24 protein-coding genes are annotated in these 23,665 nt (G+C 42.2%); 12 read left to right on the top strand and 12 right to left on the bottom strand.

From position 1 onward, the window contains the following. The first annotated feature begins 6 nt into the window (after positions 1-6). The gene (locus tag GS399_RS12390) at positions 7-321 is read left to right on the top strand and encodes a phosphoribosylpyrophosphate synthetase (RefSeq protein WP_160844955.1); all 315 of its coding nucleotides are present in this window, start codon (positions 7-9) and stop codon (positions 319-321) included. Here GS399_RS12390 and GS399_RS12385 read toward each other — a convergent pair. Further along, positions 318-1,283 carry an AAA family ATPase gene (locus GS399_RS12385; RefSeq protein WP_160844954.1) on the bottom strand — a complete coding sequence of 322 codons (966 nt, stop codon included), beginning with the start codon at positions 1,281-1,283 and terminating at the stop codon, positions 318-320. The genes GS399_RS12390 and GS399_RS12385 overlap by 4 nt on opposite strands. Positions 1,284-1,408: 125 nt before the next feature. Beyond that, positions 1,409-2,761, bottom strand: coding sequence for a peptidylprolyl isomerase (locus GS399_RS12380; RefSeq protein ID WP_160844953.1), 1,353 nt, complete (start codon positions 2,759-2,761; stop codon positions 1,409-1,411). 222 nt (positions 2,762-2,983) lie between these two features. Here GS399_RS12380 and GS399_RS12375 point away from each other — a divergent pair, with 222 nt between their 5' ends. The 4 genes from GS399_RS12375 (at position 2,984) to GS399_RS12360 (ending at position 7,017) form a co-directional block, all read left to right on the top strand. Next, the gene (locus GS399_RS12375) at positions 2,984-3,517 is read left to right on the top strand and encodes a hypothetical protein (RefSeq protein ID WP_237487936.1); all 534 of its coding nucleotides are present in this window, start codon (positions 2,984-2,986) and stop codon (positions 3,515-3,517) included. Between the two features lie 10 nt (positions 3,518-3,527). Continuing rightward, positions 3,528-4,103, top strand: coding sequence for a non-canonical purine NTP diphosphatase (locus tag GS399_RS12370; RefSeq protein ID WP_160844951.1), 576 nt, complete (start codon positions 3,528-3,530; stop codon positions 4,101-4,103). A 129-nt stretch (positions 4,104-4,232) separates the two neighbouring features. Beyond that, the gene (locus GS399_RS12365) at positions 4,233-5,120 is read left to right on the top strand and encodes an aldo/keto reductase (RefSeq protein WP_160844950.1); all 888 of its coding nucleotides are present in this window, start codon (positions 4,233-4,235) and stop codon (positions 5,118-5,120) included. 34 nt (positions 5,121-5,154) lie between these two features. Further along, a complete protein-coding gene (locus GS399_RS12360) occupies positions 5,155-7,017 on the top strand; it encodes a CocE/NonD family hydrolase (protein ID WP_160844949.1) in 1,863 nt (620 codons plus the stop codon). A gap of 106 nt (positions 7,018-7,123) precedes the next feature. Here GS399_RS12360 and GS399_RS12355 read toward each other — a convergent pair whose 3' ends face one another. Next, the gene (locus GS399_RS12355) at positions 7,124-9,112 is read right to left on the bottom strand and encodes an OstA-like protein (RefSeq protein WP_160844948.1); all 1,989 of its coding nucleotides are present in this window, start codon (positions 9,110-9,112) and stop codon (positions 7,124-7,126) included. A 52-nt stretch (positions 9,113-9,164) separates the two neighbouring features. Here GS399_RS12355 and tilS point away from each other — a divergent pair, with 52 nt between their 5' ends. Next, positions 9,165-10,508: a tRNA lysidine(34) synthetase TilS gene (gene tilS / locus GS399_RS12350; protein ID WP_160844947.1), complete on the top strand. Its 1,344-nt coding sequence runs from the start codon at positions 9,165-9,167 to the stop codon at positions 10,506-10,508. Then, entirely contained in the window at positions 10,498-10,980 is a 483-nt protein-coding gene (locus GS399_RS12345) for a hypothetical protein (RefSeq protein WP_160844946.1), read from the top strand. The genes tilS and GS399_RS12345 overlap by 11 nt, the downstream gene beginning before the upstream one ends. A 49-nt stretch (positions 10,981-11,029) precedes the next feature. Here GS399_RS12345 and GS399_RS12340 read toward each other — a convergent pair whose 3' ends face one another. Next, positions 11,030-11,989 carry an isopenicillin N synthase family dioxygenase gene (locus GS399_RS12340; protein ID WP_160844945.1) on the bottom strand — a complete coding sequence of 320 codons (960 nt, stop codon included), beginning with the start codon at positions 11,987-11,989 and terminating at the stop codon, positions 11,030-11,032. 210 nt (positions 11,990-12,199) lie between these two features. Here GS399_RS12340 and GS399_RS12335 point away from each other — a divergent pair, with 210 nt between their 5' ends. The 5 genes from GS399_RS12335 to GS399_RS12315 all read left to right on the top strand — a co-directional run bounded on the left by GS399_RS12335 (position 12,200) and on the right by GS399_RS12315 (position 18,273). Continuing rightward, positions 12,200-14,296, top strand: a complete 2,097-nt coding sequence (locus GS399_RS12335; RefSeq protein ID WP_160844944.1) for a nitrite/sulfite reductase — start codon at positions 12,200-12,202, stop codon at positions 14,294-14,296. A 15-nt stretch (positions 14,297-14,311) separates the two neighbouring features. Beyond that, on the top strand, positions 14,312-14,920 hold the full coding sequence (locus GS399_RS12330; RefSeq protein WP_160844943.1) for a precorrin-2 dehydrogenase/sirohydrochlorin ferrochelatase family protein: 609 nt from the start codon (positions 14,312-14,314) through the stop codon (positions 14,918-14,920). Between the two features lie 83 nt (positions 14,921-15,003). After that, entirely contained in the window at positions 15,004-15,516 is a 513-nt protein-coding gene (locus tag GS399_RS12325) for an RrF2 family transcriptional regulator (protein WP_160844942.1), read from the top strand. 10 nt (positions 15,517-15,526) lie between these two features. After that, entirely contained in the window at positions 15,527-17,506 is a 1,980-nt protein-coding gene (locus GS399_RS12320; protein WP_160844941.1) for an alpha-ketoacid dehydrogenase subunit alpha/beta, read from the top strand. 17 nt (positions 17,507-17,523) lie between these two features. Continuing rightward, on the top strand, positions 17,524-18,273 hold the full coding sequence (locus GS399_RS12315; RefSeq protein ID WP_160844940.1) for a hypothetical protein: 750 nt from the start codon (positions 17,524-17,526) through the stop codon (positions 18,271-18,273). On the opposite strand, the gene GS399_RS12310 is transcribed toward GS399_RS12315, so the two are convergent. The 8 genes from GS399_RS12310 to GS399_RS12275 form a co-directional block, all read right to left on the bottom strand. After that, positions 18,263-18,874 carry a SprT family zinc-dependent metalloprotease gene (locus GS399_RS12310; protein WP_160844939.1) on the bottom strand — a complete coding sequence of 204 codons (612 nt, stop codon included), beginning with the start codon at positions 18,872-18,874 and terminating at the stop codon, positions 18,263-18,265. The genes GS399_RS12315 and GS399_RS12310 overlap by 11 nt on opposite strands. Continuing rightward, positions 18,867-19,166: a HepT-like ribonuclease domain-containing protein gene (locus GS399_RS12305; RefSeq protein ID WP_160844938.1), complete on the bottom strand. Its 300-nt coding sequence runs from the start codon at positions 19,164-19,166 to the stop codon at positions 18,867-18,869. The genes GS399_RS12310 and GS399_RS12305 overlap by 8 nt, the downstream gene beginning before the upstream one ends. Beyond that, complete coding sequence (locus GS399_RS12300; protein WP_160844937.1) at positions 19,147-19,449, bottom strand: nucleotidyltransferase family protein; 303 nt, start codon at positions 19,447-19,449, stop codon at positions 19,147-19,149. Before GS399_RS12300 ends, GS399_RS12305 begins: the two co-directional genes overlap by 20 nt. Positions 19,450-19,472: 23 nt before the next feature. Further along, on the bottom strand, positions 19,473-21,587 hold the full coding sequence (gene feoB / locus GS399_RS12295) for a ferrous iron transport protein B (protein ID WP_369410124.1): 2,115 nt from the start codon (positions 21,585-21,587) through the stop codon (positions 19,473-19,475). A gap of 8 nt (positions 21,588-21,595) precedes the next feature. Beyond that, a complete protein-coding gene (locus GS399_RS12290) occupies positions 21,596-21,814 on the bottom strand; it encodes a FeoA family protein (RefSeq protein WP_160844936.1) in 219 nt (72 codons plus the stop codon). Between the two features lie 246 nt (positions 21,815-22,060). Continuing rightward, positions 22,061-22,459: a VanZ family protein gene (locus GS399_RS12285; RefSeq protein ID WP_202409444.1), complete on the bottom strand. Its 399-nt coding sequence runs from the start codon at positions 22,457-22,459 to the stop codon at positions 22,061-22,063. Between the two features lie 2 nt (positions 22,460-22,461). Continuing rightward, complete coding sequence (gene gcvH / locus GS399_RS12280) at positions 22,462-22,842, bottom strand: glycine cleavage system protein GcvH (RefSeq protein ID WP_160844935.1); 381 nt, start codon at positions 22,840-22,842, stop codon at positions 22,462-22,464. A gap of 76 nt (positions 22,843-22,918) precedes the next feature. Continuing rightward, on the bottom strand, positions 22,919-23,635 hold the full coding sequence (locus tag GS399_RS12275; protein ID WP_160844934.1) for a 3-ketoacyl-ACP reductase: 717 nt from the start codon (positions 23,633-23,635) through the stop codon (positions 22,919-22,921). Positions 23,636-23,665 lie beyond the last annotated feature (30 nt).

The raw sequence follows: 23,665 nt of genomic DNA, 5'->3' as shown, positions 1-23,665 counted from the left end.
TCAACAATGAATACAGGAATTACTTACGATACTTTGTCACAAGCTATGTCTGATCTTCAAAGCCGGGGGTATACCGATGATTTCGATTTTAAGGATTCCTGCCTTTATTGCAACAGTATTAGCCAAACCTTGAATCCGTCGGATCTCAAAATTACCGGAGTTTACCGCTTTGAAGGAATGACGAACCCCGATGACAGTGCCGTCCTTTACGCAATTGAAAGCAACAGCGGCCAGAAGGGCTTGCTTGTTGATGCTTACGGAGTTTATGCCGATGAACACAAGACAGCATTTTTAAGCGAAATTCCTGTTGTGGAGGATTAAAGCAATCTTCGTATTAGATTTTCAACGCTTATTCCTTCGGCCTCAGCTTTATAATTCCGAACTATCCGGTGTCGTAAAATTGGTTCTGCGACAGCCTGAACATCCTCTTTATCCGGCGAATACTTCCCGTTTATTGCTGCATGACACTTGGCTCCAAGCACTAAAAATTGCGATGCTCTTGGCCCGGCACCCCAACTTAGAAACTTATTTACGTCATCGGTTGCTTCAGATGTTCCGGGGCGCGTTTTTGCGGCAAGCGAAACTGCATATTCCAGTACATTGTCCGTTACCGGTATTGTACGAACCAATTGCTGAAAATAACGTATCTGGTCGGTTGTTAAAACCTTTTTTAGTTCTACATTCCTGTTCGAGGTCGTATTTTTTACTACCTGCAATTCTTCCTGGAAAGAGGGATATGTGAGCATGACATTAAACATGAAACGGTCAAGCTGTGCTTCCGGAAGTGGATATGTTCCCTCCTGTTCAATTGGGTTTTGCGTAGCAAGCACGAAAAACGGTTGAGGAAGATGATGCGTTTGTCCGCCAACTGTTACAATTTTCTCCTGCATCGATTCAAGCAGTGCAGCCTGAGTTTTTGGCGGCGTACGGTTAATCTCGTCGGCGAGGATGATGTTGGAAAACACCGGACCGGGAATAAATTTAAAGGCGCGGTCTTCTCCCAGAATTTCTGATCCGGTAATATCCGAAGGCATCAGGTCGGGAGTAAATTGTATGCGGTTATAACTTAGATCAAGAACCTGCGCAATGGTATGTACCAGCAATGTTTTTGCAAGTCCCGGTACGCCAACCAGCAAGCAATGGCCATTGCTGAAAATCGAAATAAGTACCGATTTAACAACGTCATCCTGCCCGATAATTATTTTTCCTATTTCCTGACGTATTTCCCTATATGATTCCGCAAGTGCATCTACTGCTTCAGTTTCGGATCCGAATTGTTTCATTTAAATTGAGCGGGTTATTAAGATTGCAAAACGTGTTTTTTTAGTAAGATGTTGCTAAATCTAATAAAAAAAAGAGACTGCCAAATATTTTCTGACAGTCTCCTTCATATAATTCATTGTTGAAATTAGTTTTGCGCCGTAGTCCAGATTTTTAGCTGAGGACAAGTTTGATATTCCGGATCAATCCGGATATAAGTAGACTTCCTTCGCTTTTCAAACCACTCACTTACTGTTTTATTATTTTTATCTTCAAACGCGGCGTCCTTTATCTTTGCAAAGTCTTCGTCCAGATTCGCTTTATGCGGCCCCGTTTTCGATTTCAGATACACAAAACGATAGCCTTGTTTGCCGTCACGAGCTGTAAATATCTCGGGTTTGGAATAATTCCCAACTTTCATGGTATCAACAGCAAGGAAAATACTTGGATCAAGTTTATCCGTTGGGATATATGTGGTACGCGCCGATACGTTTTCGGCATTAAGCATCATTCCGCCATTAAACTTCGTCTCGTTATCATCTGAGTATAAAGATGCCGCGGCAGAAAAAGGGATTTTCTTAGCCACCACATCCTGGTAGATACTATCGATATGCGCTTTTGCCCTGGCAAGACTTGAAGCCGGAGGATCAATCTTTATCAGGATATGTCGGGCATGAACCTGCTCTCCTCGCCGTTCAACTACTTGCAAAATGTGAAAACCAAATTCTGTCTCAAACACCTGCGACAGCTCTCCCGGTTTTAATTTAAATGCCATCGCCGTGAATTCTTTCGCCATAACGGTACGGTCGAAAAAGCCCAGGTCACCACCATCTCCTGCTGATCCCGGATCCTGTGAGTATAGCCTGGCAAGGGTCGCGAAATCTTCGCCGCCTTTAATTCGTAAGCGCAGAGCTTCAGCCTTGTCATGAAAACTTTCCTTCTCGGCTTTAGTTAATTTCGGATTTACAACAATTTCACCAACCTCTACTTCTGTATTGAAATAAGGAAGACTGTCTTTCGGGATATGCTCGTAATAACGCTTCACTTCCAGTGGCGTTATGCTAACTTTCTCGGTAATTTTGCCCTGCATTTTATTAGCAACAAGCTGTTCCTTAACGTCAGGCCTGATCTCGTCTTTATATTGGAGAACAGAACGATTTAAAAATTGCTCCAATCGTTCTTGCCCGCCAGCCCGCTGAATAAAAACACGCATACGGCGGTTCACTTCATCATCAACCTGCTCATCAGTAACGGTAATTGAATCGATTACCGCCTGCTGCGACAATAACTTTTGTGTTAGCTGCTGCTGCAGAAAATAACACTTCACAGACTCGTCTGGCTTATTGCCCTGAGCCTGGTACTGCGCATACTGATTTTCAATATCCGACTGAAGAATTACAGCACCACCTACTACAGCGGCAATTTTATCTAAAGTTTTTTGTGCAAAAAGATTGGTGGATGTTATAACGGTTAGTAAAAGTATTCCTAAAGTCTTTCTCATTCTGTTTCTTACATGATATACTTGCCGGCTTACACTCAATTACATCCGGCTGTTTCGAATCGCAAAATTATCAGATAAATCAGTAATTGCGTGATAATCTGCAAATATTTACATCGAAATAAAGCATTGAAATTTTGCGCTACTAAAATAAACTTTTATCAGCCCCTACAACCGTTTTTAACTATTTTTAACAAAACACAATCAGCTATCTTTGCAGGCAGAATGTCACTAATCACAACAAACCCTACAGCTTTAAAATTTTTTTTGACTGAGGATATTTATTCGTTGAAAAACGACGAAGCTCTCGAAACCACTGCGACGGCAAATATCGGCCAGGAAATTCCGACAGCAATAGCGGCAACTCCCGAAGAAAGGCCATCATTTGATTTCCTTGGTGAGAATGACAAGTTTGTATTATTTCTCTGCAACAATGAAAACCATAAATTTTTCAGCGCAGAAGCAATGGAAGCTTTAAATGGGATATTAAGTGCAAAAAAACTGGAGCTTAAAGACGTGTCTATTGTAAACCTGGCTAAGTATCCAACGGCCTTGTTTAAAGACCTAAAGTCTTTTTTTGCATGCAGTAAGCTGGTTCTGTTCGGCATACCACCCCAACAAATCGGACTTCCGGCTTTCGGCGGAAACGAATTGCACACTCACGAAAACGTCAAAATTTTAGCCAGCTATTCAATGGAAGAAATGCTTTCTGACATTAGTAAAAAGCGCACTTTCTGGAACGTAATGAAAAACCTATAATAGCTACCTAATGATACTTGTTTTTGCCACCAACAATGAACATAAGCTGGCCGAAGTTCAGGCCTTGATCGGCGATAAGTTCCAGTTACGGACATTAAAAGATATTAATTGCCTGGACGATATTCCTGAAACGGGAAATACATTTGAAGAAAATGCGATTCAAAAAACGGAATACATTTACAAAGCGCATCACATAAATTGCTTTGCCGATGACTCGGGGTTGGAAGTTGAGGCACTCAATGGTGCGCCCGGCGTTTACTCGGCCCGCTATTCGGGCTCCCGCGACAGCGAAACTAATCTTCAGCTGGTACTTGAAAAATTAAAAGGCTCTGAAAACCGGAAAGCGAACTTCCGGTCAGTTATTAGCCTGATGCTTGATGGTAAACAGCATTTGTTCGAGGGAGCAGTACATGGAACAATACGGAATGAGAAGGCAGGCGACGACGGATTTGGCTACGACCCTATTTTTCAGCCGGATGGGTATGATATAACGTTTGCCGAAATGAATGCAGAGGAAAAGAATCGTATAAGTCACAGAGGAATTGCTATCAGGAAAATGGTAGAGTATTTGAAAACGCTGGCTTGAATACTTTACAACAGCTTGTACCTTCAAAAAAATCATTATTTTATGCTAAACGGCTTAACATAAAATTGAAAACAAATCGATCCTGATCCTTCAGTGCCGGTATCGTTATTAAATTGTTTTTAAGTCAATATGAAACTTAACAAACTCGGAAAATCAAGTCTTCATGTTAGCGAGATCAGCTTCGGATGCATGTCCCTCAAACCGGGACAGGCTGATGCAAAGATATTGTTGAACAAAGCCGCAGATCAGGGAATTAATCTCTTCGATACCGCTGATCTGTATGATAAGGGTGAAAATGAAAAACTGGTTGGCCAGGCTCTGCAATCCAGAAGAAAAAAAGTTCTGATAGCGACAAAAGTTGGCAATCAATGGCGCCCCGACGGAAGTGGATGGGATTGGAATCCGACCAGAGAATATATTTTAAAAGCTGCTGACGAAAGCCTGAATCGGCTGCGAACCGATTATATCGACCTTTATCAGTTACATGGCGGCACGCTTGATGATCCCATTGATGAAACCATTGAGGCGTTTGAATTGCTGAAACAACAAGGCAAAATCCGGGAGTATGGTATATCTTCTATCAGGCCGAATGTTATCCGTGAGTATGTAAGCCGCTCAAACATCGTCAGCGTGATGATGCAATATAGTTTGCTTGACCGCCGGCCGGAAGAAAGCTGCTTTGAGCTACTTCAGGAAAATCAAATCAGTGTATTAAGTCGCGGCGCCCTGGCCCAGGGCCTGCTGGTAAATAAACCATCGAAAGCTTACCTTGATCTTACCAGTGAGATCGTCGCAAACGCAGCCGCTGCGATTAAGACTGTAAATAATCAATCTCCCGCTAATGTTGCTTTAAGATTTATATTGAACCATCCCGTAGTTGCATCGGCTGTTTGTGGCATGCACACATTTCAGCAATTAGACGACGCTGTTTCTGCGTCGTTTTATCATTTAACTGGCGACCAGTTTAAATATCTGAACTCGGCTGTGAAACAAACCTATTACGAGCAGCACAGATAGGCCTTAAAATTTTAAATTGCGACAAAATTAAAACATGAAAAGATTTCTCCTACTATTTATGTGTGTCTTCGCACTTTGCCATGGCTTTGCGCAGTCATCGGCTCAATATGTTAAAGACAATTACCGTAAGGTTGAAACTTATATCCCAATGCGTGATGGCATTAAACTGTTTACATCGATCTACATTCCAAAAGATATTTCCACGTCCAGGAAATATCCTATCATGATGCAGCGAACTTGTTACAGTGTTGCTCCTTACGGCGCAGAGGCATTTAAGCCAAGCCTTGGGCCATCAGAAACAATGATGAAGCAGGGTTATATTTTCGTTTACCAGGACGTTCGCGGCCGTTGGAAAAGTGAGGGTCAATGGACTAATATGACTCCTGTTATTGACAATAAAAAAAGCAAGAAAGACGTTGATGAAGGTTCTGATACCTATGACACCATCGACTGGCTTATAAAAAACATAAAGGGTAATAACGGCCGTGTCGGACAATGGGGTATTTCATATCCTGGTTTTTACACGGCAGCCGGTATATTAAGCAATCACCCGGCGTTAAAGGCATCGTCGCCACAAGCTCCCATTTCGGATTTCTTTTTCGACGATTTTCATCATAACGGAGCATTTATAGAATCATACTTTTTCACATTTCCATTATTCGGAATTCAGAAGCAGGATACAACCAGCAGGGCGTGGTATAAAATGATTGATCCGGGGACGAAAGATGGGTATCAATTTTTGTATGACCTGGGGCCGTTGAAGAATGCTCAAAAATATTATGCTGATAACTTTTACTGGCAGGAAACAGTGAATCATCCAAACTATGACGATTTCTGGCAGAAACGTGGCTTGCTTAAGCATTACGGTAAAATAATGCCCGCGGTTATGACTGTTGGCGGCTGGTTTGACGCGGAAGACCTTTCCGGGCCGTTGAATATTTACAAAACTATAGAAAAGAAAAATCCGAACGCCTACAACACCATTGTAGAAGGTCCGTTTGGGCATGGCCGCTGGTCGCGCGAAACAGGCCACACCATGCACAATGATATTTATTTTGGTGACAGCGTTGCAACCTTCTATCAGCGCAATATTGAGGCTAAATTTTTTGATCACTTTTTGAAAGGCGCAGGCGACGGAAAAACCGGGTTGCCGGAAGCCTATATGTTCGATACCGGAATAAAAGAATGGAAACAGTTTGCTGCCTGGCCGGCTAAAAACGCCGCTCATGAAAAGCTCTTTTTAAATGCTGATGGCAAGTTAACGAATAATCAGGGTGGTACTGCTGCTTCGGTTTCATTCGTAAGTGATCCGTTGAAGCCGGTTCCTTATACCGAAAATATCCCCAGCACTATTGGTTTTACGCCGTTTAATTACATGAGCGAAGATCAGCGCTTTGCCGGGCGCCGTCCGGATGTATTAGTATTTCAAAGTGAAGTATTGACAGATGATATTACACTGGGAGGTGAAATTACCGCCAAACTAAAAGTAAGCACAACAGGCACCGATGCTGATTGGGTGGTGAAGCTAATAGACGTTTATCCAGCCGATGAGAAAGACAATCCATACATGCCAAATAAAAATGTCACATTAAATAATTATTGGCAGATGGTTCGCTCGGAGGCAATGCGTGGCCGTTTCCGAAATAGCTTTGAAAACCCGGAACCTTTCGTAGCGGGACAAAAAACCGACGTAAACTTCAGACTGCAGGACGTACTGCATACCTTCAAAAAAGGGCACCGCATTATGATCCAGGTGCAGAGCACCTGGTTTCCTTTGATTGACCGTAATCCACAGAAATTTGTTCCAAACATTTATAAAGCAAACGCCGATGACTTTATAAAGGCGACGCACACCGTTTATAACGACAGTTATATCGACGTTGAGGTGATAAAATAAACAAAGAGGGGCTTAGAAATAAGCCCCTCCTTGTTTATCGATGTTATAATCGCTGCCCGGATTTGGCACGCTTAGTAATTGCTTTCGGTTGCATGCCCAACATAATCTATTTTTTCACGGTACGTGCTACAACAGGTTTGGTCGTCTTTTTAGGCGGCATTTTTTTAGGCACAACCCGAGGCTTGGTTTTTTTTAAGGTCGGAATAATTTCTTCTTTCGACTTCGGACGTTCTTTTGGCCGCCAGACGAATCCTTCTAAAAACTCTCTGTCCTTTTCAAGTTGCTCGATCGGGTAATAATTTACTTCCGGCTTCCTGATAAGCATAATTCCTTCCAGCTGGTTATCGAGAAATTTTATCCGCATACGGCTACTGATTGTTCTGCTCATTCCGGTTATTCCGCTGCTGTCGCGACTATAGTAAATACTCTCGGCATTTCCATCCACATACATCGTGTTGAGTTTATTTTCTTTAAAAAAGCCGGTCAGCAGTTTTCCTTTTACCTGGTTGTACTTAACAGAATCCTTTTCAATGCTTGCTATAAACCCTTTATGCTGCAGCACCATATTGTCGAGCTTTTGATTTTTCAGCTGCATAAAAATAGTATCAGCTGTCATCTGCGAACCCTGCGACCAAACGATCGGATTTATATAATTCCGGATGATAGAATCAGCATAACTGTAAAAAGTAGAATCGCATTTCGATTGTAAATCTGATTTAAAGATCTTCACATGGTGGTAAGCGAGTACTATCCGTGTTTTCGTAGTGTCTGAAGCGCGTAATACAGAGTCTTTTTTTATGCTATCTAATCTTGCTTTCTGCTTTGCATCAATCGCCGGCGAGCTTTCTTTCGCAGTTTCTTCGACTTCTTTTTTTGTCGTATCTTCTCTCAGGTAGGGATCCTTATCCGACCGTGCCAGGGAATCGATTTGAGCGCCGGTTATAAATTTCTGCGGCTCTTTACCTTTTCTATTTTTTCTCTTTTCTTTTGTAGGTCTTTCTTCTTCCTTTTTAGGTGTTTCGGCTTGCGTAAGACGCTTTGGCAAAGGTTGATCGTCGCCAGGTCCGGCCTCGCTGGATTGCCGTCCGCCTTCTTCCACAGCGTCCTCTAACTCTTCATTACTTTTAAAGACCGCCCTATTGGCTGCCTTAAAGTCCTTTTTCGGAACAACCTTCGTAAATAAGGTATCTGCGGTAAGCCATATTGAATCAGTTTTGGCCGAATCGCGGGTAACCATAATTACATAAGGATTTTTTGTAATAAGCGCGCTTGTATCCGCCCGCCGGTAAGTTCCCAGTTGTCCATACATAGCAATCTGATCTTTGCCAAGATCGGTAAATACCACATTTCTGTTTGCACGTCCAAACCCGCTTATATCATCATAAAAAATGGTGTCGCCTTTCAGGAACTTAGTTCCCTGCTGGTACAAATTGTTTTTATATCCATTTGCCTGCCTGGTGATAGTGTTATAATCGCCGTTTTCGGTGTAGACAGTATCTGATTTACTGTAAATATGTGTTGGACCGAAGAAGTTTGCGATTTTGGTGTTGCTGTTATACTTCATGGTATCGGCCTTTACCAATGCATCGGTTGTATTTATTTCAACGTTGTACCTGAAATATGCATCTCGCGAATTAGCAAAGTAATAGCCATTTTTGCTGGTCAGAATATCGGTCCCATTTACAATTTTACCACCGTTCGTATAGGTTCCAATGCGGGTAAACATATTGTAGGTAAGCAGATTGGTCGTTAATGTTGCTCCTTGCTTGTCCACCATCCTTACGTTATTTGTCAGAATAGCGATTCGCGTATTTCCATTGTAATTAAGCAGATCTGAATAAATAACAGTCCCATCAGGCTGTGTGATTACCACGTGGCCAAAAGCATCAAAGGTGTTCGCATCCTGATTGAAATTGGCGCTGTCCGCGCCAAGCGTTGTGCCTTCCTGCGAAAAAACGGGCCTGATCACACGCATCAATCCTTTTCCAATTCCTTTCAATACATCCGAACGATCAAGATGTACCTGTTTGATTTCCTGAGAATAAGATTGTAAGAAAGTACCTAAAAAAAAGAATAGAAGAGCCGCTTTTTTCACGCTGTAAAATTAGTTTTTTGGCGATGGATATTAAATTAAATAATTTTGATTGATGCTGGCACTTAAACCCTTTAAAGATTTCATTGATAACAACCAGCTTTTTAATAGCACACAGCGGATTTTACTTGCTGTTAGCGGCGGCCGTGATTCTGTTCTGATGGCTCATTTATTCCACGAAGCTGGCCATAAATTTGGAATCGCGCATTGTAATTTCCAGCTGCGGGGCAAAGATTCTGAAGACGATGAAACATTTTGTGAAGAGTTGGCAGCTTCCATGGATGTTCCATTCTACAGTACCCGGTTTGACACTCAGCTAAAAGCGAGCGAAAGCAAGATCTCGATTCAAATGGCGGCGCGCGAGCTGCGATACAACTGGTTCGAAGAGATTCGCAAAGATTTTGGTTACGACTATATTTCAACGGCACATCATGGAGGCGACCAGGTCGAAACCGTTCTTCTAAATCTTGTCCGTGGAACTGGCCTCAGCGGACTTCACGGTATTTTGCCTAAACGAGAAAAGCTGATTCGTCCGCTTCTTTTTCTTACCAGGAAAGACATCGATGATGTAATGACATCTGAAAATATTACGTACCGGGATGATGTTTCAAACGCTTCGACGAAATATGCCAGAAACAGGATCCGCCACCTCGTTTTGCCGGTATTAAAAGAACTGAACCCTCAGCTCGAAAAAACATTCGAAATAAACAGCAGGCATTTCAGCGCTGCTGAGCGATTTTTAAATAACCATGTAAAAATGCTCAGGAATTCTCTGTTCGAACGGGAGGATAAGAAAACAACAATTTCGGTTTCCGAATTGCGAAAACTTGATCCCTTGCCGCTATTGTTATTTGAGCTTTTTAAGCCGTATAATTTTACTGAAGCCGTACTTGATGATCTTATAGCTTGTTTTAATTCGCATCCGGGCAAAATTTTTGAATCATCTACACATCGTTTGTATCTAGATCGCAACGTTCTATATTTGACCGAAATAAAAGAGGACGCAGGAATTGAGCAGATCGTGACTAAAAATATCTCTCAAATAAACTGGAATAACGTCTTAATTCAGCAATCGGAAAAACCTTTTGATGAGGTTAATCTTAACAAAGACGCCCGTTTTGGATATTTTGACGCCGATAAATTAGCATATCCATTAAAATTACGGGCCTGGAAACAGGGCGATCACTTTGTTCCATTCGGAATGAAGGGAAGCAAGAAGTTGAGCGATTTCTTTATCTCAGAAAAGATTGCGCTTCATGAGAAACATCTTATTCCGGTATTGGTTAATGGCAATAACGATATTCTTTGGGTAGCTGGCTACCGAAGCGATAACCGTTACCGGTTAACTGGTGAGACGAAAAAAGTTGTTATCTTCGAATTGAAAAAAAATGGAGAATAAGCCCGCATTCACTGAAAAGCAATACATCGGCCGCGACTATCCGCGTATAAGCATCCGGCTGGTTTTGGTGCTGTTTTGTTTCATTGCTTACTACATAAACACCGAACGCGACCGAAACGGCGAACTTTTCCTGATCGCAGGTTTTGGCATTATCATCATCTCTGTGATAATGATGTTTATGCTTCACTTTCGCACCACTGTTTATAACAAAAGCATTATGCTCGATGGCCTGTGGACCACTAAACTTGTCAAGATAGATTTAAAGAGCATTGTCCATGTAGAGCGTGGGCCATACAGTAATTTCTTTATCAACAACCCGGTTTACAATCTCCACCAGAAAGGAAAAATACGCTTCTATGCCGGCGGCCGTGACGCCGTAAGGATTACAGATCGTGATGGACTGGTTTACATTATAGGCACTCAGCATCCCGGGGAACTCGAAAGAGCCATTCAACAGGAAATGAACGCGTAAAAAAGCTCCGGCTTTTTGAACCAGAGCTTAAATATTCTTATTTGCTTGATTACATTTTCAGGCCGATCTCACGCAAACGCTCGTCAAGATATTCTCCGGCAGTAACATCCGGGTAAAGTTTTGGGTGACTTTCGTCAATACACGATTCAAGTGACGTTAGATCCATACCCGATTTCGGATGCAAAAAGAAAGGTACCGAATACCTCGAAGTCTTCATTAACTCACGCGGTGGATTGACAACCCTGTGAGTTGTCGACTTAAGCTTGTTATTGGTTAAACGCTGGAGCATGTCGCCTACGTTTACCACTATATCCTCACCTTTGGATTGTACCGGGAACCATTGTCCATCTGCCGTAAGCACTTCCAATCCGTCAGCGCTTGCTCCGATAAGCAAAGTAATGAGGTTAATATCTTCATGCGCGCCGGCTCTCACAGCATCAGGTGAGATCGATTCCGGATTTTCAATCGGGAAGTAATGGATTGCACGTAAGATCGAATTACCGTTATGTACTTTATCGTCGAAATAGTTTTCGTCAAGGCCTAAATAAACGGCAATTGCGCGCAATAAATACTTACCGGCATATTCAAGCTTTTCATAAACAGTAGTAGTTATCTCATTAAATTCAGACACTTCATCTACTATTACGTTGTCCGGATATTCATTTTTAACCGGGTCGTTGTCTTTTACCGTTTGCCCGCGCTGCCAGAATTCTTTCAGGTCAGGCGTTTTCGAATCTTTTGCCTTTTCGCGTCCTTTACTTGTGTAACCACGTTGCCCGGCTAATTCGGGCTTTTCGTAATGATGCTTCACATCTTCCGGAAGGTCAAAAAATCGCTTAACCTGCTTATATAAATTGTCCATTAATTCCTGTGTCATGCCGTGATTGGCAATCGTGACAAAACCAGTTTCGTTGAAAGCCTTGCCAATGTCATCAGAGAATTTTTTCTTTTGCTCGGCCGATCCGTTAATGTAATCGTTCAAATCAAGCCTTGGAATATTTACAGACATATCTTTATTAATTTATAATGCAAACCGAATATACGAGCATTTTGTTGAAAAACTTCGCTCAAAAACGCCCACTTAACGCCAAGTTCATGTTAAACAATCGGTTAACTTATTAACATCATACGGATTGTAATCTGACCGCCATAAGTAAATATAGTTTTAACCCAAAAATGATTTTACGTATTATTGCATAAAATACTAATTCTATAGAGCATGCAAAGTTTCAGAACGGAGCTGGAAAACCCGGTTGTTGAAAAGGATATCATTGAGCTTGAGAAAAAGATCCGTTTATTTCACGAGGGAAAGATAAGTGACGAAAAGTTCAGAAGCCTGAGACTTGCCCGCGGTGTTTACGGACAACGACAACAGGGCGTACAAATGGTGCGGATTAAGCTCCCTTATGGCAAAGTTACTGTCAAGCAGCTTAACCGGATCTCTGATGTATCAGATGAGTACGCTACCGGAAATTTACATATTACAACTCGTCAGGATATTCAAATCCACTTCGTAAACCTCGACAGAACGCCTCAGCTCTGGTCAGAACTCGAGCAGGATGATGTTACACTTCGCGAAGCCTGTGGAAATACCGTTCGAAATGTTACGGCATCTGCCATGGCCGGAATAGATCCGGCCGAAGCCTTTGATGTGAGTCCTTACGCGCAAGGTTTTTTCGAATACTTTTTACGTAATCCTGTTTGCCAGGATATGGGACGTAAGTTTAAGATCGCGTTTACTTCATCCGAAAGCGATACTGCATATACTTTCATGCATGATCTTGGATTTATTCCTAAAGTAAAATTCGAAAATGGCGAAGAAATTCGTGGCTTTAAGGTTGTTATCGGTGGTGGGCTGGGTTCACAGCCACATATCGCTTTGCCCGTTACCGATTTTATGCACGAAGATCAGATTATTCCCTTCGCAGAGTCCGTGTTACGGATTTTTGACCGTTACGGTGAACGAACAAAGCGAAATAAGGCGCGATTAAAATATTTGATCCAGGATATTGGTGTAGAGGAATTTTTGCGTCTTGCAGACGAGGAAAGACTGGCGCTGAAAAATAAAACATATAAAATCCAACGCGAGACTGAAGAGGTTGTATTGCCGGAAGAAAAGAGTTTAGTCGCAGAAATTAAAAACCCTGGAAAATTTGAACAATGGCGAAGAACAAACGTAACCGCTCAAAAACAGGACGGCTTTTTTGCAATTGGAATTAAAATAACAAACGGAGATATAAAAACTCCGATTGCCCGCAGGCTGGCTTTGCTGGTAAACGAGGTAGCAGCCGACGATATTCGCCTGACAAATACACAAGGCATTCTACTTAAATATGTCCGTGAAGAAAATCTTGCTTATACTTTTCAGAAACTTGACGAACTCGGACTGGCCGATCCCGGATTTGAAAGTGTTGTCGATATAACTTCCTGCCCGGGCACTGATACCTGTAACCTGGGGATTTCAAACAGTACCGGAATCACTCGCGAACTTGAAAAAATAATAATAAATGAATATCCGGACCTGATCTATAACAAGGATATCACGATTAAAATTAGCGGTTGTATCAACGCCTGCGGACAACACGCCATGGCTGCTATTGGTTTCCACGGATCGAGCATGAAAATAGGTAAACTTGTTGCACCAGCACTTCAGGTACTTCTTGGCGGCGGCCCAACTGGTAACGGAACAGGCGTGGCATCAGACAAGGTTATTAAAATCCCAAGCAAACGCGGACCACAAGCGCTACGTGTGCTTTTTGAAGACTTTGCCAATCAGGCACAGGAAGACGAAACGTTTAATCAATACTATAACAGGCAGGGCAAAATTTACTTTTACGACTTGCTGAATCCGCTGGCCAAACAAGAAAATATTACCGATGATGATTTTATTGATTGGGGACAAACAGAACCCTATAAGCCAGAGATCGGAATCGGCGAGTGTGCCGGCGTAATGATTGACCTTGTTGCGACATTGTTTCTGGAAGCAGATGATAAAATTGCCGAATCGCGCGAGTCGTTTCAAAAAGGCGATTATGCAGACTCGATTTATCACGCTTATACAGGCTTCATCCAGGCAGCAAAAGCGATTTTAGTTTCCGAAGGTCAAAAAACAAATTCACAGGCAGGCATTGTAAAAGACTTTGAAGAAATATTTGTTGCCGAAGATAAAATATCTCTGCCGTTGAGTTTCACTGAATTGGTTTATCAAATCAATCAGCAGGAACCTTCCCGCGAGTTTGCCGAATATTACCTGGAACAATCCACCTTATTCAAAGAAAAGCTGGTGGAATTCCGCCAGGCACAGCTGGCTGTTTAAAATGTAAATTGCGTGATGCAAGCGAATAACATCGAGGACGGTAACACGCTTTTTCCGGTTTTTTTGAAACTGGAAAATCTTAATCTTTTACTGGTAGGCGGTGGAAATGTGGCGCTCGAAAAGCTGGAAGCGATCTTTAAAAACAGTCCTAATGCCCGTGTGAAACTGGTAGCTATTGATATCTTCAATCTGACAAGAGCTTTTTTAAGCGATCATAAAATTCCTTACGAAGAACGGCCGTTTTACGAAAATGATTTAGAGGGCGTTAATCTGGCAATAATCGCAGTTAACGACCACGACGCCAGCCGGCAGATTAAAGAAGCCTGTGCCGGAAGGAATGTACTGGCGAATGTTGCAGACACGCCAGCGCAATGTGATTTTTACCTGGGGTCGGTTGTGAAAAAAGGAAACCTGAAAGTCGCGATCTCCACAAACGGAAAATCGCCAACCGTAGCCAAGCGTTTAAAAGAAACTTTAAATGCCGCGTTACCGGATGAAATGGATTCATTGCTCTCAAACATCTCAGCTATTCGTGATAACCTTAAAGGAGATTTTGCGGAAAAAGTAAGGCAGCTTGATAAACTAACTAAAAATCTGTCGCCGGATCAAAGCGCCGGAAGGTGATATCTTTTCCCGCCATTTCTTTACATTTCTAAATAGCTAAATTTGAAGTTTATTTTCTAATTTTAACCAAATTTGCAAATCAGTTGTTAACGAAAAAAGCAAAATACGCATTCAAAGCGCTCATTGCATTAGCCAGAAATGAAGAGAAACACCCGATGTTGATTTCTGACATTGCGGAAAAAGAACAACTTCCTAAAAAATTCCTGGAAGCCATTCTGCTCGAACTTAAAAGAAGTGGCTATCTGGGCAGCAAAAAAGGTGCAGGCGGCGGTTATTATTTGTTAAAACAGGCTTCCGAAATCAAAATGTCGTCTATTATCCGTGTAATAGATGGCCCAATCGCACTCTTACCTTGTGTCAGCTTAAACTTTTATGAACGTTGTGAGGAATGTACTGAAACATACTGCGGCATTCGCGATGTAATGAAGGACGTGCGCGACGCAACCCTTAAAATCCTTGGTGAGACCTCAATCGCTGACATGGTTGCCAGGGAAAACACACTGGCTCCACGTTTACAGAACCAGGATGTGCCAACCGTGTCAACAAACAATCAGCCGCTGGAAAGTAACGGCAAGTCGGACATTGTTGATTTGTAATCATTAAGCTATGTTTTTCAACCGTAAAAATCTCGAAGATCATGATCTCCGGCATTTTTATAAAAAACTGCTTTTTCCAAGGCTTGTTGAAGAGCGTATGCTTACCTTGCTCCGACAAGGCAAAATAGGTAAATGGTTTTCAGGTATTGGCCAGGAAGCTATTGCTGTAGGCAGTACACTCGCCCTGGAAGACGACGAATATATTTTACCGATGCACCGTAATCTCGGTGTTTTTACAACCAGGGGAATTCCGTTGTCACGACTAGCTGGACAGTGGGTTGGAAAGGACTCGGGATTTACCAAAGGCCGTGACCGGTCATTCCATTTTGGCTCACAGGAACATAAGATCATTGGAATGATTTCCCATCTCGGGCCTCAGCTTGCAGTAGCTGATGGAATTGCTTTGGCTCATAAATTAAAAAAGGAAAATAAAGTTACGCTCGTGTACACCGGCGAAGGTGCAACCAGCGAAGGCGATTTTCATGAAGCACTAAACTTAGCTTCCGTTTGGGAACTCCCTGTAATTTTCCTGGTCGAAAATAACGGCTACGGCCTTTCCACACCTGTAAGCGAACAGTATCGATGTGCCAATTTAGTCGATCGTGCCGTTGGCTACGGCATGGAAGGCATTTTGATCGATGGAAATAACATTCTCGAAGTTTATAATGCCATCGATACAATTGCGCAAAGTATTCGCCAAAAGCCACGCCCCGTACTTGTTGAATGCAAAACATTCCGGATGCGGGGCCACGAGGAAGCCTCAGGCGTAAAATACGTTCCTCCTCATTTGTTTGATCAGTGGTCGGCCCTGGATCCCTTATTAAATTTTGAAAAGTTCCTGCTAAAAGCGCAGATCTTTTCAGATATCGAAATTCAACAAATCAAAACTGAGCAGAAAGCGATCGTCGAACAGGAGATTAGTTCAGCGTTCATAGAAACGGAAATCCAGGCAGATATACAACGCGAGCTGAATGACGTTTATGCCAGTTCTGTTTATACAAGTAAAAACAACGGGCCCAGTAAAGAAAATTCCAAGCGATATATTGATACAATCAGTGATGCGCTAAACCTGGCCATGGAACGCAACGACAATCTCATATTGATGGGACAAGATATTGCTGAGTATGGCGGCGCGTTTAAAATTACTGATGGCTTTGTCGCTAAATTTGGTAAGGAACGTATACGAAACACGCCTATCTGCGAATCGGCAATCGTAGGCGCAGCACTTGGATTATCGATAAACGGTTATAAATCCGTTGTTGAAATGCAGTTTGCCGACTTTGTCAGCTGCGGTTTTAATCAGATTATCAACAACCTGGCAAAAACACATTATCGCTGGGGTGAAAAAGCAGATACCGTAATCCGTATGCCCACCGGCGCCGGCACTGGTGCTGGCCCTTTCCATTCTCAAAGCAACGAAGCCTGGTTTACTAAAACGCCTGGCTTAAAAGTTGTTTATCCTGCGTTTCCGGATGATGCCAAAGGATTGCTGCTCGCTGCTATAGACGATCCAAATCCCGTTTTATATTTTGAGCATAAGTATTTGTACCGGTCGTTAACCGGGAATTGTCCGGAAGATTACTTCCATACCGAAATAGGCAAAGCCCGTTTGGTGCATGAAGGTGATCAATGCAGCATTATAACGTATGGCCTGGGCGTTCACTGGGCAATAGAATTCCAGGAGCAACATCCAGAATATTCAATTGACATTCTGGATTTGAGAAGCTTGCAGCCCTGGGACAAACAGGCGGTGGAAACTACCGTAGAAAAAACTGGTCGGATAGTAATTTTACACGAAGACACATTAACCTGTGGTTTCGGAGCGGAACTAAGCGCCTATATTGCAGAACATTGTTTTGAATATCTTGACGCTCCGGTTATGCGTTGTGCCAGCCTCGACACGCCGATACCGATGAATAAATTATTGGAAGACCAATTCCTCGCCAAAGCGCGCCTCGGTTCAACAATCACAAAACTTTTAGCCTACTAAGCATGTTATGCCCAACTATGAAGGCATTCCTTTTTGTGTCTTGCATTTTGCTGGCATCATGCAATAACTTTAAATCTAATCATCCGCAGGCTGAAGTAGGCTCATCAACACCTGTAACGGAAACCGATATTCGTCATTATGCCGACTCAATTAATGCATCTGTTTCAAACATGGATAAAAAGGTAAGCCTTGTTTACACGCTGGGCGATTACTCCTTTTATACAGTTCAATTCAGTTATAATGGAATCCCTGTTCTTTACTGTGAATACGGCACCAGTGGCGAATACGGTTCTAATCAACATAAATACTATCTGAAGGATGGCCATTTATTGCTTTATACGGAACAGAAAGCTAAAATCGGGACCATTCAATCCACTAATGAATATTTTCGGAATGACGTAAAGTTTTATACGGAAAGTAAATCGGCGGATGACTCTGCATCGCTTGCACAAACAGCCTTTACCAAAACATCAGTTACAAACAAAAACTATTCGGAAGATTTACAAAAACTGAGCGACGCGATTGGGCAAAAGGGAAAGTTTCAATTGGTTTTCGACGGGATAACTGACGATCCGAAGGCGCGCTATCTCGTTCTGTCGAAGTCGGAAATAAACTCATACAGAGCACCGCTCCTGGTAAAAACCGGCGATCCGTTTATTGATTCCTTAACCCGTTACCAGGACAGTTTGAAAGGTAAAAAGTTAAATCTGAAATGGAGGATTGAAGACAGCGAGGCTATCTATGTATCTGGTGAGACTATGCACTAACCGGATATACTTCTGCAAGAGGATTAAAAAGATACATCAGACCGGTTTTTACTTCCAGGCACTGATAACGTTTCCTTACAAGTCCCAATTTTTTAAAAACCCTGCCATTTTTCGTGCTGAACAATGTGTTTGCTGCCAGCTTTTCTACAGTTATTGCATTGGATACCTTTTGATCATATTTCTTTAAAACGCGAAATAGATTTAAATCGCTGCAACTGGACGCGGCTGGATTCTCTAGATATTGAATAATTGCACGTTCAACGTCAAACGGAAATATCTTCAGGTCAAAGAAACGCCGCATCATTAGTTTGAAATTAGCTTTCCACTCGGTTCCGTGTGGTTTCACCTGGTTCTTATGTTCATTCCATGTTTGCAGGTGTGCGAATTCGTGAACCGTTGTAATAAGAAATGCATAAGGATTCAAATCATAATTTACCGAAATGCGATGGCCTTTGCCGGCGAAAGGATGGCGATAATCGCCAAATTTGCTGTTTCTGTTACGTGAAACTTTAAACTCGCACTTGAAATAGTCGATCCACTTGGCCACCAACGGGGCAGCAGCAGCAGGCATGTATTTGGATAGGATTGAGATCTTATCCATGCTCAGAATTTTTAAGATCAGAAATCAACAGCGCGATGGATTCAAAATAGTGATGAATGAGTTTGTCCCTCATTTTCGACATCGCAATCCATTCGACCTTTGAATGTTTCAAGCGAAAATCTGAATCTATTTTTTTTGCAGTTTCGCCAATCACTTCAAGGCTTCGAATTACTGCTCTTTGCCAAATGGAATCGTTTAATAGATCGTCGAAAGATTTATCAGCTGATGATTTAAGTATAAAGCCTGTTTCAGTTTGAATATGAATTAAAAATTCAATAATTGATTTGGACATACTTTAGATCATGCTTTATCTGTTCATAAAAAGATGGTGTAGTTGATTCTCTGGTTACTAACTCAACATTTTTCCCAAATTCATTTTCGAGGGTATCAATTAAAGCTGAAAATTCATCAAAAGATTTTTTACCAGGTAAATATTCAACGAGCAAATCGATATCACTTTGAGCCGTTTGCAATCCTTTTGAGTATGATCCAAACAGTCCAATTCTATTAACATGATAACTTTTTAAAACGTCTTTATTTGCGCTTAGATAATTGATTATCTCTTCAGAAGTCATAATATAAAGATACTATGCAGAGGTTATTTAAGCAATTGATAGACGATCAAACTTGCCACGTAAGCCAGGACTCCCATATAAACAAATTGAATGATAGGCCATTTCCAGCTTTTTGTCTCGCGATATACGACCGCAAGAGTGCTCATACATTGCATCGCAAAAGCATAGAACACCATTAAGGAAAAAGCGGACGCCACGGTAAATACCAGCGCCCCCGTTTCGGGATTGCGGGCATTCTTCATCTTCTCCCGAACTGATTCAACGTGTGAATCATCAGCATCAACACTGTAAATTGTTGCCATCGTTCCAACAAAAACCTCACGGGCGGCAAAAGATGTGATCAGGGCGATCCCTATTTTCCAATCGTATCCTAATGGTTTTATTGCAGGTTCAATGGCTTTTCCCAATACGCCGGCATAAGAGTTCTCAAGCTTATCCGACGATTTCATCCGATCCAGTTCTGCGCCGCTGTACTGAGCTTTGACTTCAGGAGAGTTGTATTTTGCTTCTACCGCATCCATCTTCGCAGCGGGACCATACGACGCCAGCACCCAAAGAATAATAGATATTGCGATAATTACTTTTCCGGCCTGGAAAACAAAGGCTTTAACTTTTTCGACCACCGTTAACCCGATATTGCTCCACCTTGGCAAGCGATAAACCGGCAGTTCCATAATAAAGTAACCGCGTTCGCGTGATTTGATTATCAGCTTCATCACCCATGCCACAACTATAGCACTTACTATGCTTAAAATATACATAGCCATAAGTACCAGCCCGGCCATATTAATAACGCCAAATACCTTCTTATCCGGCACGATGAGTGAGATCAGAAGCGTGTAAATTGGCAAACGTGCAGAACAGCTAACCAACGGCGTAACCATGATGGTTATTAGCCGGTCCTTCCAGTTTTCAATATTCCGCGTACTCATGATAGATGGTACCGCGCAGGCCAGGCCGCCGATTAGAGGAACAACCGATTTGCCGCTTAAGCCGACTTTACGCATGATCTTATCCATCATAAATGTAACGCGGGACATATAACCGGTATCTTCAAGTATTGCTATAAAAGCGAAAAGAATCGCGATCTGTGGAATAAATACTAAAACGCCGCTTAAGCCGGCCAGTATTCCGTCGACAACCAGATCTGTAAAAACCCCCGGAGGCATTAATGAGTGTGCTGTACTTCCCAACCAGATGAAAAGCTCCTCAATCAAGCTCATCGGGTACTCCGACCAGGCGAATATTGATTGAAAGATCAAAAAAAGTATTCCGAAGAAAATTATGAAGCCCCATACCTTATGAGTGAGCACTTTGTCAATCCGATTGCTCAACGTTTCTTCAAAGGCCCCGTCACGATGCTTAACAGTATCGAATAGCACATCATTGATAAAGTTAAAGCGTGCAATAGTTTCGGCGGCCTGAGCTTTTTGAGAATGGAATGAAAACTCCTGTTCAAGCTCTTCTATACGGTCGCTTTGTTGCGACGTTAAAAAATGCAGGTTTTCATGCTGATGGGCCATTTGCAATGCCGTATATGGCTTGTCTACAAGCAGCTCATTTTTAATTTTACTAATCAAGCCCGGCGCAAGGCTTTCCACTTCAATGGTGTCCAGCTGCAAAGGAATTGAAGATGTGAAAGCTATTGCTTCCTTTAGCTTGTCAATGTTTTCATGCTGACGGGCAGCGATTGGAATTATCTGAATACCTAGTTTCGCAGATAAAGCGTCGATATCGATTTCAGTCCCGGCCTTGCGGGCCAGATCCATCATATTCAAAGCAATAACGACAGGAACTTTTAAATCGGCTACCTGTGTGTATAATAAGAGGTTCCGCTTTAGATTTGATGCATCAGCAAGAATTACAACGATATCGGGATGGGCTGTATTATTCCGGTCCGCAAGCACTTCAAAAACAATAGACTCATCTTTGCTTTTCGGATAAAGGCTATACGTTCCCGGTAAATCAATTATTTGAGCGGTACGTCCGTCCGGCAGCTTGCAGGCACCAACTTTTTTGTCAACAGTAACTCCCGGAAAATTTCCAACCCGCTGATTGAGGCCCGTAAGTGCATTAAATAATGTAGATTTTCCTGTGTTGGGATTTCCAACAAGAGCAACTTTCAGTTCACCTGCCACTTATATCGTTAACTATGCAAAATTATTGTTGAAGCTTCCTGCTTACGTAAGCTTAGCTGATAGCCGGAAACCGTTATAGCGATTGGATCGCCTAAGGGTGCAAAACGTTCAACAATGATTTTTTCGCCCGGCAAACAACCCATCTCCATTAACTTAACGGACATCTCTAAATCGGTAAACTCTTTGATAATTCCGGACTGGCCTGGTATAAGTTGTGAAAGCTTCATATCTCGACTTCTGATCGGCTTCAAAAGTAAGCCTTATTTAAATTAAATCCAAATAGAGCAATACCCCAAGTGTCGGTTTTACGTAACAAAACCACTATGAAAAATCGCAAGAAATATGGATCATCCTGCTTAGGGATTTACATGTGACCTGTCAGTTTACGATCACTAAAATGTGGACAGTTGCATTTCTTTTGAAAGATTCCGCAGGAACATAAGGACATAAGCGCCATCGAAAATATGAAGGCCTTAATTGAAAATCTTTTTTTCATGAAGTCTGATTCTGTGAAGCATAATATAACTAAAAATACCCATTCCAACACCAACCATGTCACAGAAAAAGTCCCACCAGTCGCCGTCCCGGTAAGTAAAGACTTTCCACTGAAGCAGCTCGATACCGCCACCAAGCGCCGCTGTTATACCTATTATTTTCAGGATAGTTATAATACGATATTCATAATTCCTCTGCTGACGGATCTTTCCGTAAAACAGCAGCACCGTTAACACAAAAAAGAACCCGGTATGAGTTAGTTTATCGAATCCGACAAAAGGAGGTGTATGCTCCCCCTGAAGCGGAATGTCGCACATTACTAAAATAAAAATAGCCCAAAAAAGGGCTAGATATTGATTTCTTACTGAGTTTGTCATTTTTAGGCTCCTACCTGAGATTTATAAGCATCTGCAGATAACAGTGTTTCTAACTGCGCCGGATCCTTAATTCCGATCTTTACCATCCATCCATCTCCATAAGGATCAGTATTTACCAGTTCCGGACTTGCATCAAGTTTTTCATTCACCTCAAGCACGGTGCCTGTAATGGGCATGAAAAGATCAGAAACTGTTTTTACCGCTTCAACGGTTCCAAATACATCACCTTCAGCTACTTCGCTGCCTACCGAATTGATATCGATGTATACAATATCACCTAACTCACCTTGTGCAAATTCTGTAATTCCAACAATGGCTTCGTTGCCTTCAATCCTGATCCACTCGTGATCTTTTGTGTATTTTAATTCCGATGGGAAATTCATGATTTAAATTTTGAGTCAAAAATAGCGGATTTTGCTTAATTGACAAGGAACTTTAAATTAAGGTACTATCAAAATATTAAGGATTGGTTGACCATATCCCGGCTTCCTTAACAAAAACTCGCCGGTTAAGTTTCAGCTGAGCTATAACGAGTTCGGCGAAATCTTCCGGCTGCATTACTTTTTCAGGGTTGCCGTCTGTTAAATTAGCTTCAATAGCCAAATCCGTTGCAACCGTACTAGGAGTTAGCGCAGTTACACGAATATTGTGTTTACGCACCTCTTGCATAAGTGATTCGCTTAAACCCAGCAAACCAAATTTCGAAGCGCTATAAGCACTTGTAACTGCAGCGCCGCGCTGGCCCGCAGTGGATGAAATGTTTACAATGTCGCCGGTTTTTCGTTCTATCATTGAAGGAAGCACCGCCCGGGTTGTATAATAAACACCTAAAAGGTTCACTCGGATGATACGTTCCCATTCAACAGGATCTAATTCCAGAAATTTCCCGAAGGTCGCAGTTCCGGCATTGTTTATAAGGATATCAATCGGACCAAGCACTTCGATTGAACTTTTTATCGCTTTGTTAACAGAGCCGATATCAGAAACGTCCGCTGTAACGATAACCGCCTTTACTCCTTCATTTTCAACTTCGTCAGCTACGGCTTGCAGATCTTTTACGCTGCGCGCAAGTAAAATCACATTCGCCCCTTCTTTTGCCAGCGCGATTGCAATTGCCCGGCCAATACCTTTTCCGGCGCCTGTTACCAAGGCATTTTTATCCTTCAATGATTCCATGTACGATGTTTTTGTAAAGGTAACGATAAG

Source organism: Hufsiella arboris (genome assembly GCF_009834875.1).
Lineage (GTDB): Bacteria > Bacteroidota > Bacteroidia > Sphingobacteriales > Sphingobacteriaceae > Hufsiella_A > Hufsiella_A arboris.
This window is presented reverse-complemented; position numbering and strand designations above follow the sequence as displayed.

Excerpts from the sequence above, each read along its gene's own strand:
- GS399_RS12390 (WP_160844955.1), top strand. The coding sequence starts at position 7 with ATGAATACAGGAATTACTTACGATACTTTGTCACAAGCTATGTCTGAT.
- GS399_RS12385 (WP_160844954.1), bottom strand. The coding sequence starts at position 1,283 with ATGAAACAATTCGGATCCGAAACTGAAGCAGTAGATGCACTTGCGGAA.
- GS399_RS12380 (WP_160844953.1), bottom strand. The coding sequence starts at position 2,761 with ATGAGAAAGACTTTAGGAATACTTTTACTAACCGTTATAACATCCACC.
- GS399_RS12375 (WP_237487936.1), top strand. The coding sequence starts at position 2,984 with ATGTCACTAATCACAACAAACCCTACAGCTTTAAAATTTTTTTTGACT.
- GS399_RS12370 (WP_160844951.1), top strand. The coding sequence starts at position 3,528 with ATGATACTTGTTTTTGCCACCAACAATGAACATAAGCTGGCCGAAGTT.
- GS399_RS12365 (WP_160844950.1), top strand. The coding sequence starts at position 4,233 with ATGAAACTTAACAAACTCGGAAAATCAAGTCTTCATGTTAGCGAGATC.
- GS399_RS12360 (WP_160844949.1), top strand. The coding sequence starts at position 5,155 with ATGAAAAGATTTCTCCTACTATTTATGTGTGTCTTCGCACTTTGCCAT.
- tilS (WP_160844947.1), top strand. The coding sequence starts at position 9,165 with ATGCTGGCACTTAAACCCTTTAAAGATTTCATTGATAACAACCAGCTT.
- GS399_RS12345 (WP_160844946.1), top strand. The coding sequence starts at position 10,498 with ATGGAGAATAAGCCCGCATTCACTGAAAAGCAATACATCGGCCGCGAC.
- GS399_RS12340 (WP_160844945.1), bottom strand. The coding sequence starts at position 11,989 with ATGTCTGTAAATATTCCAAGGCTTGATTTGAACGATTACATTAACGGA.
- GS399_RS12335 (WP_160844944.1), top strand. The coding sequence starts at position 12,200 with ATGCAAAGTTTCAGAACGGAGCTGGAAAACCCGGTTGTTGAAAAGGAT.
- GS399_RS12330 (WP_160844943.1), top strand. The coding sequence starts at position 14,312 with ATGCAAGCGAATAACATCGAGGACGGTAACACGCTTTTTCCGGTTTTT.
- GS399_RS12320 (WP_160844941.1), top strand. The coding sequence starts at position 15,527 with ATGTTTTTCAACCGTAAAAATCTCGAAGATCATGATCTCCGGCATTTT.
- GS399_RS12315 (WP_160844940.1), top strand. The coding sequence starts at position 17,524 with ATGAAGGCATTCCTTTTTGTGTCTTGCATTTTGCTGGCATCATGCAAT.
- GS399_RS12310 (WP_160844939.1), bottom strand. The coding sequence starts at position 18,874 with ATGGATAAGATCTCAATCCTATCCAAATACATGCCTGCTGCTGCTGCC.
- GS399_RS12305 (WP_160844938.1), bottom strand. The coding sequence starts at position 19,166 with ATGTCCAAATCAATTATTGAATTTTTAATTCATATTCAAACTGAAACA.
- GS399_RS12300 (WP_160844937.1), bottom strand. The coding sequence starts at position 19,449 with ATGACTTCTGAAGAGATAATCAATTATCTAAGCGCAAATAAAGACGTT.
- GS399_RS12290 (WP_160844936.1), bottom strand. The coding sequence starts at position 21,814 with ATGAAGCTTTCACAACTTATACCAGGCCAGTCCGGAATTATCAAAGAG.
- GS399_RS12285 (WP_202409444.1), bottom strand. The coding sequence starts at position 22,459 with ATGACAAACTCAGTAAGAAATCAATATCTAGCCCTTTTTTGGGCTATT.
- gcvH (WP_160844935.1), bottom strand. The coding sequence starts at position 22,842 with ATGAATTTCCCATCGGAATTAAAATACACAAAAGATCACGAGTGGATC.
- GS399_RS12275 (WP_160844934.1), bottom strand. The coding sequence starts at position 23,635 with ATGGAATCATTGAAGGATAAAAATGCCTTGGTAACAGGCGCCGGAAAA.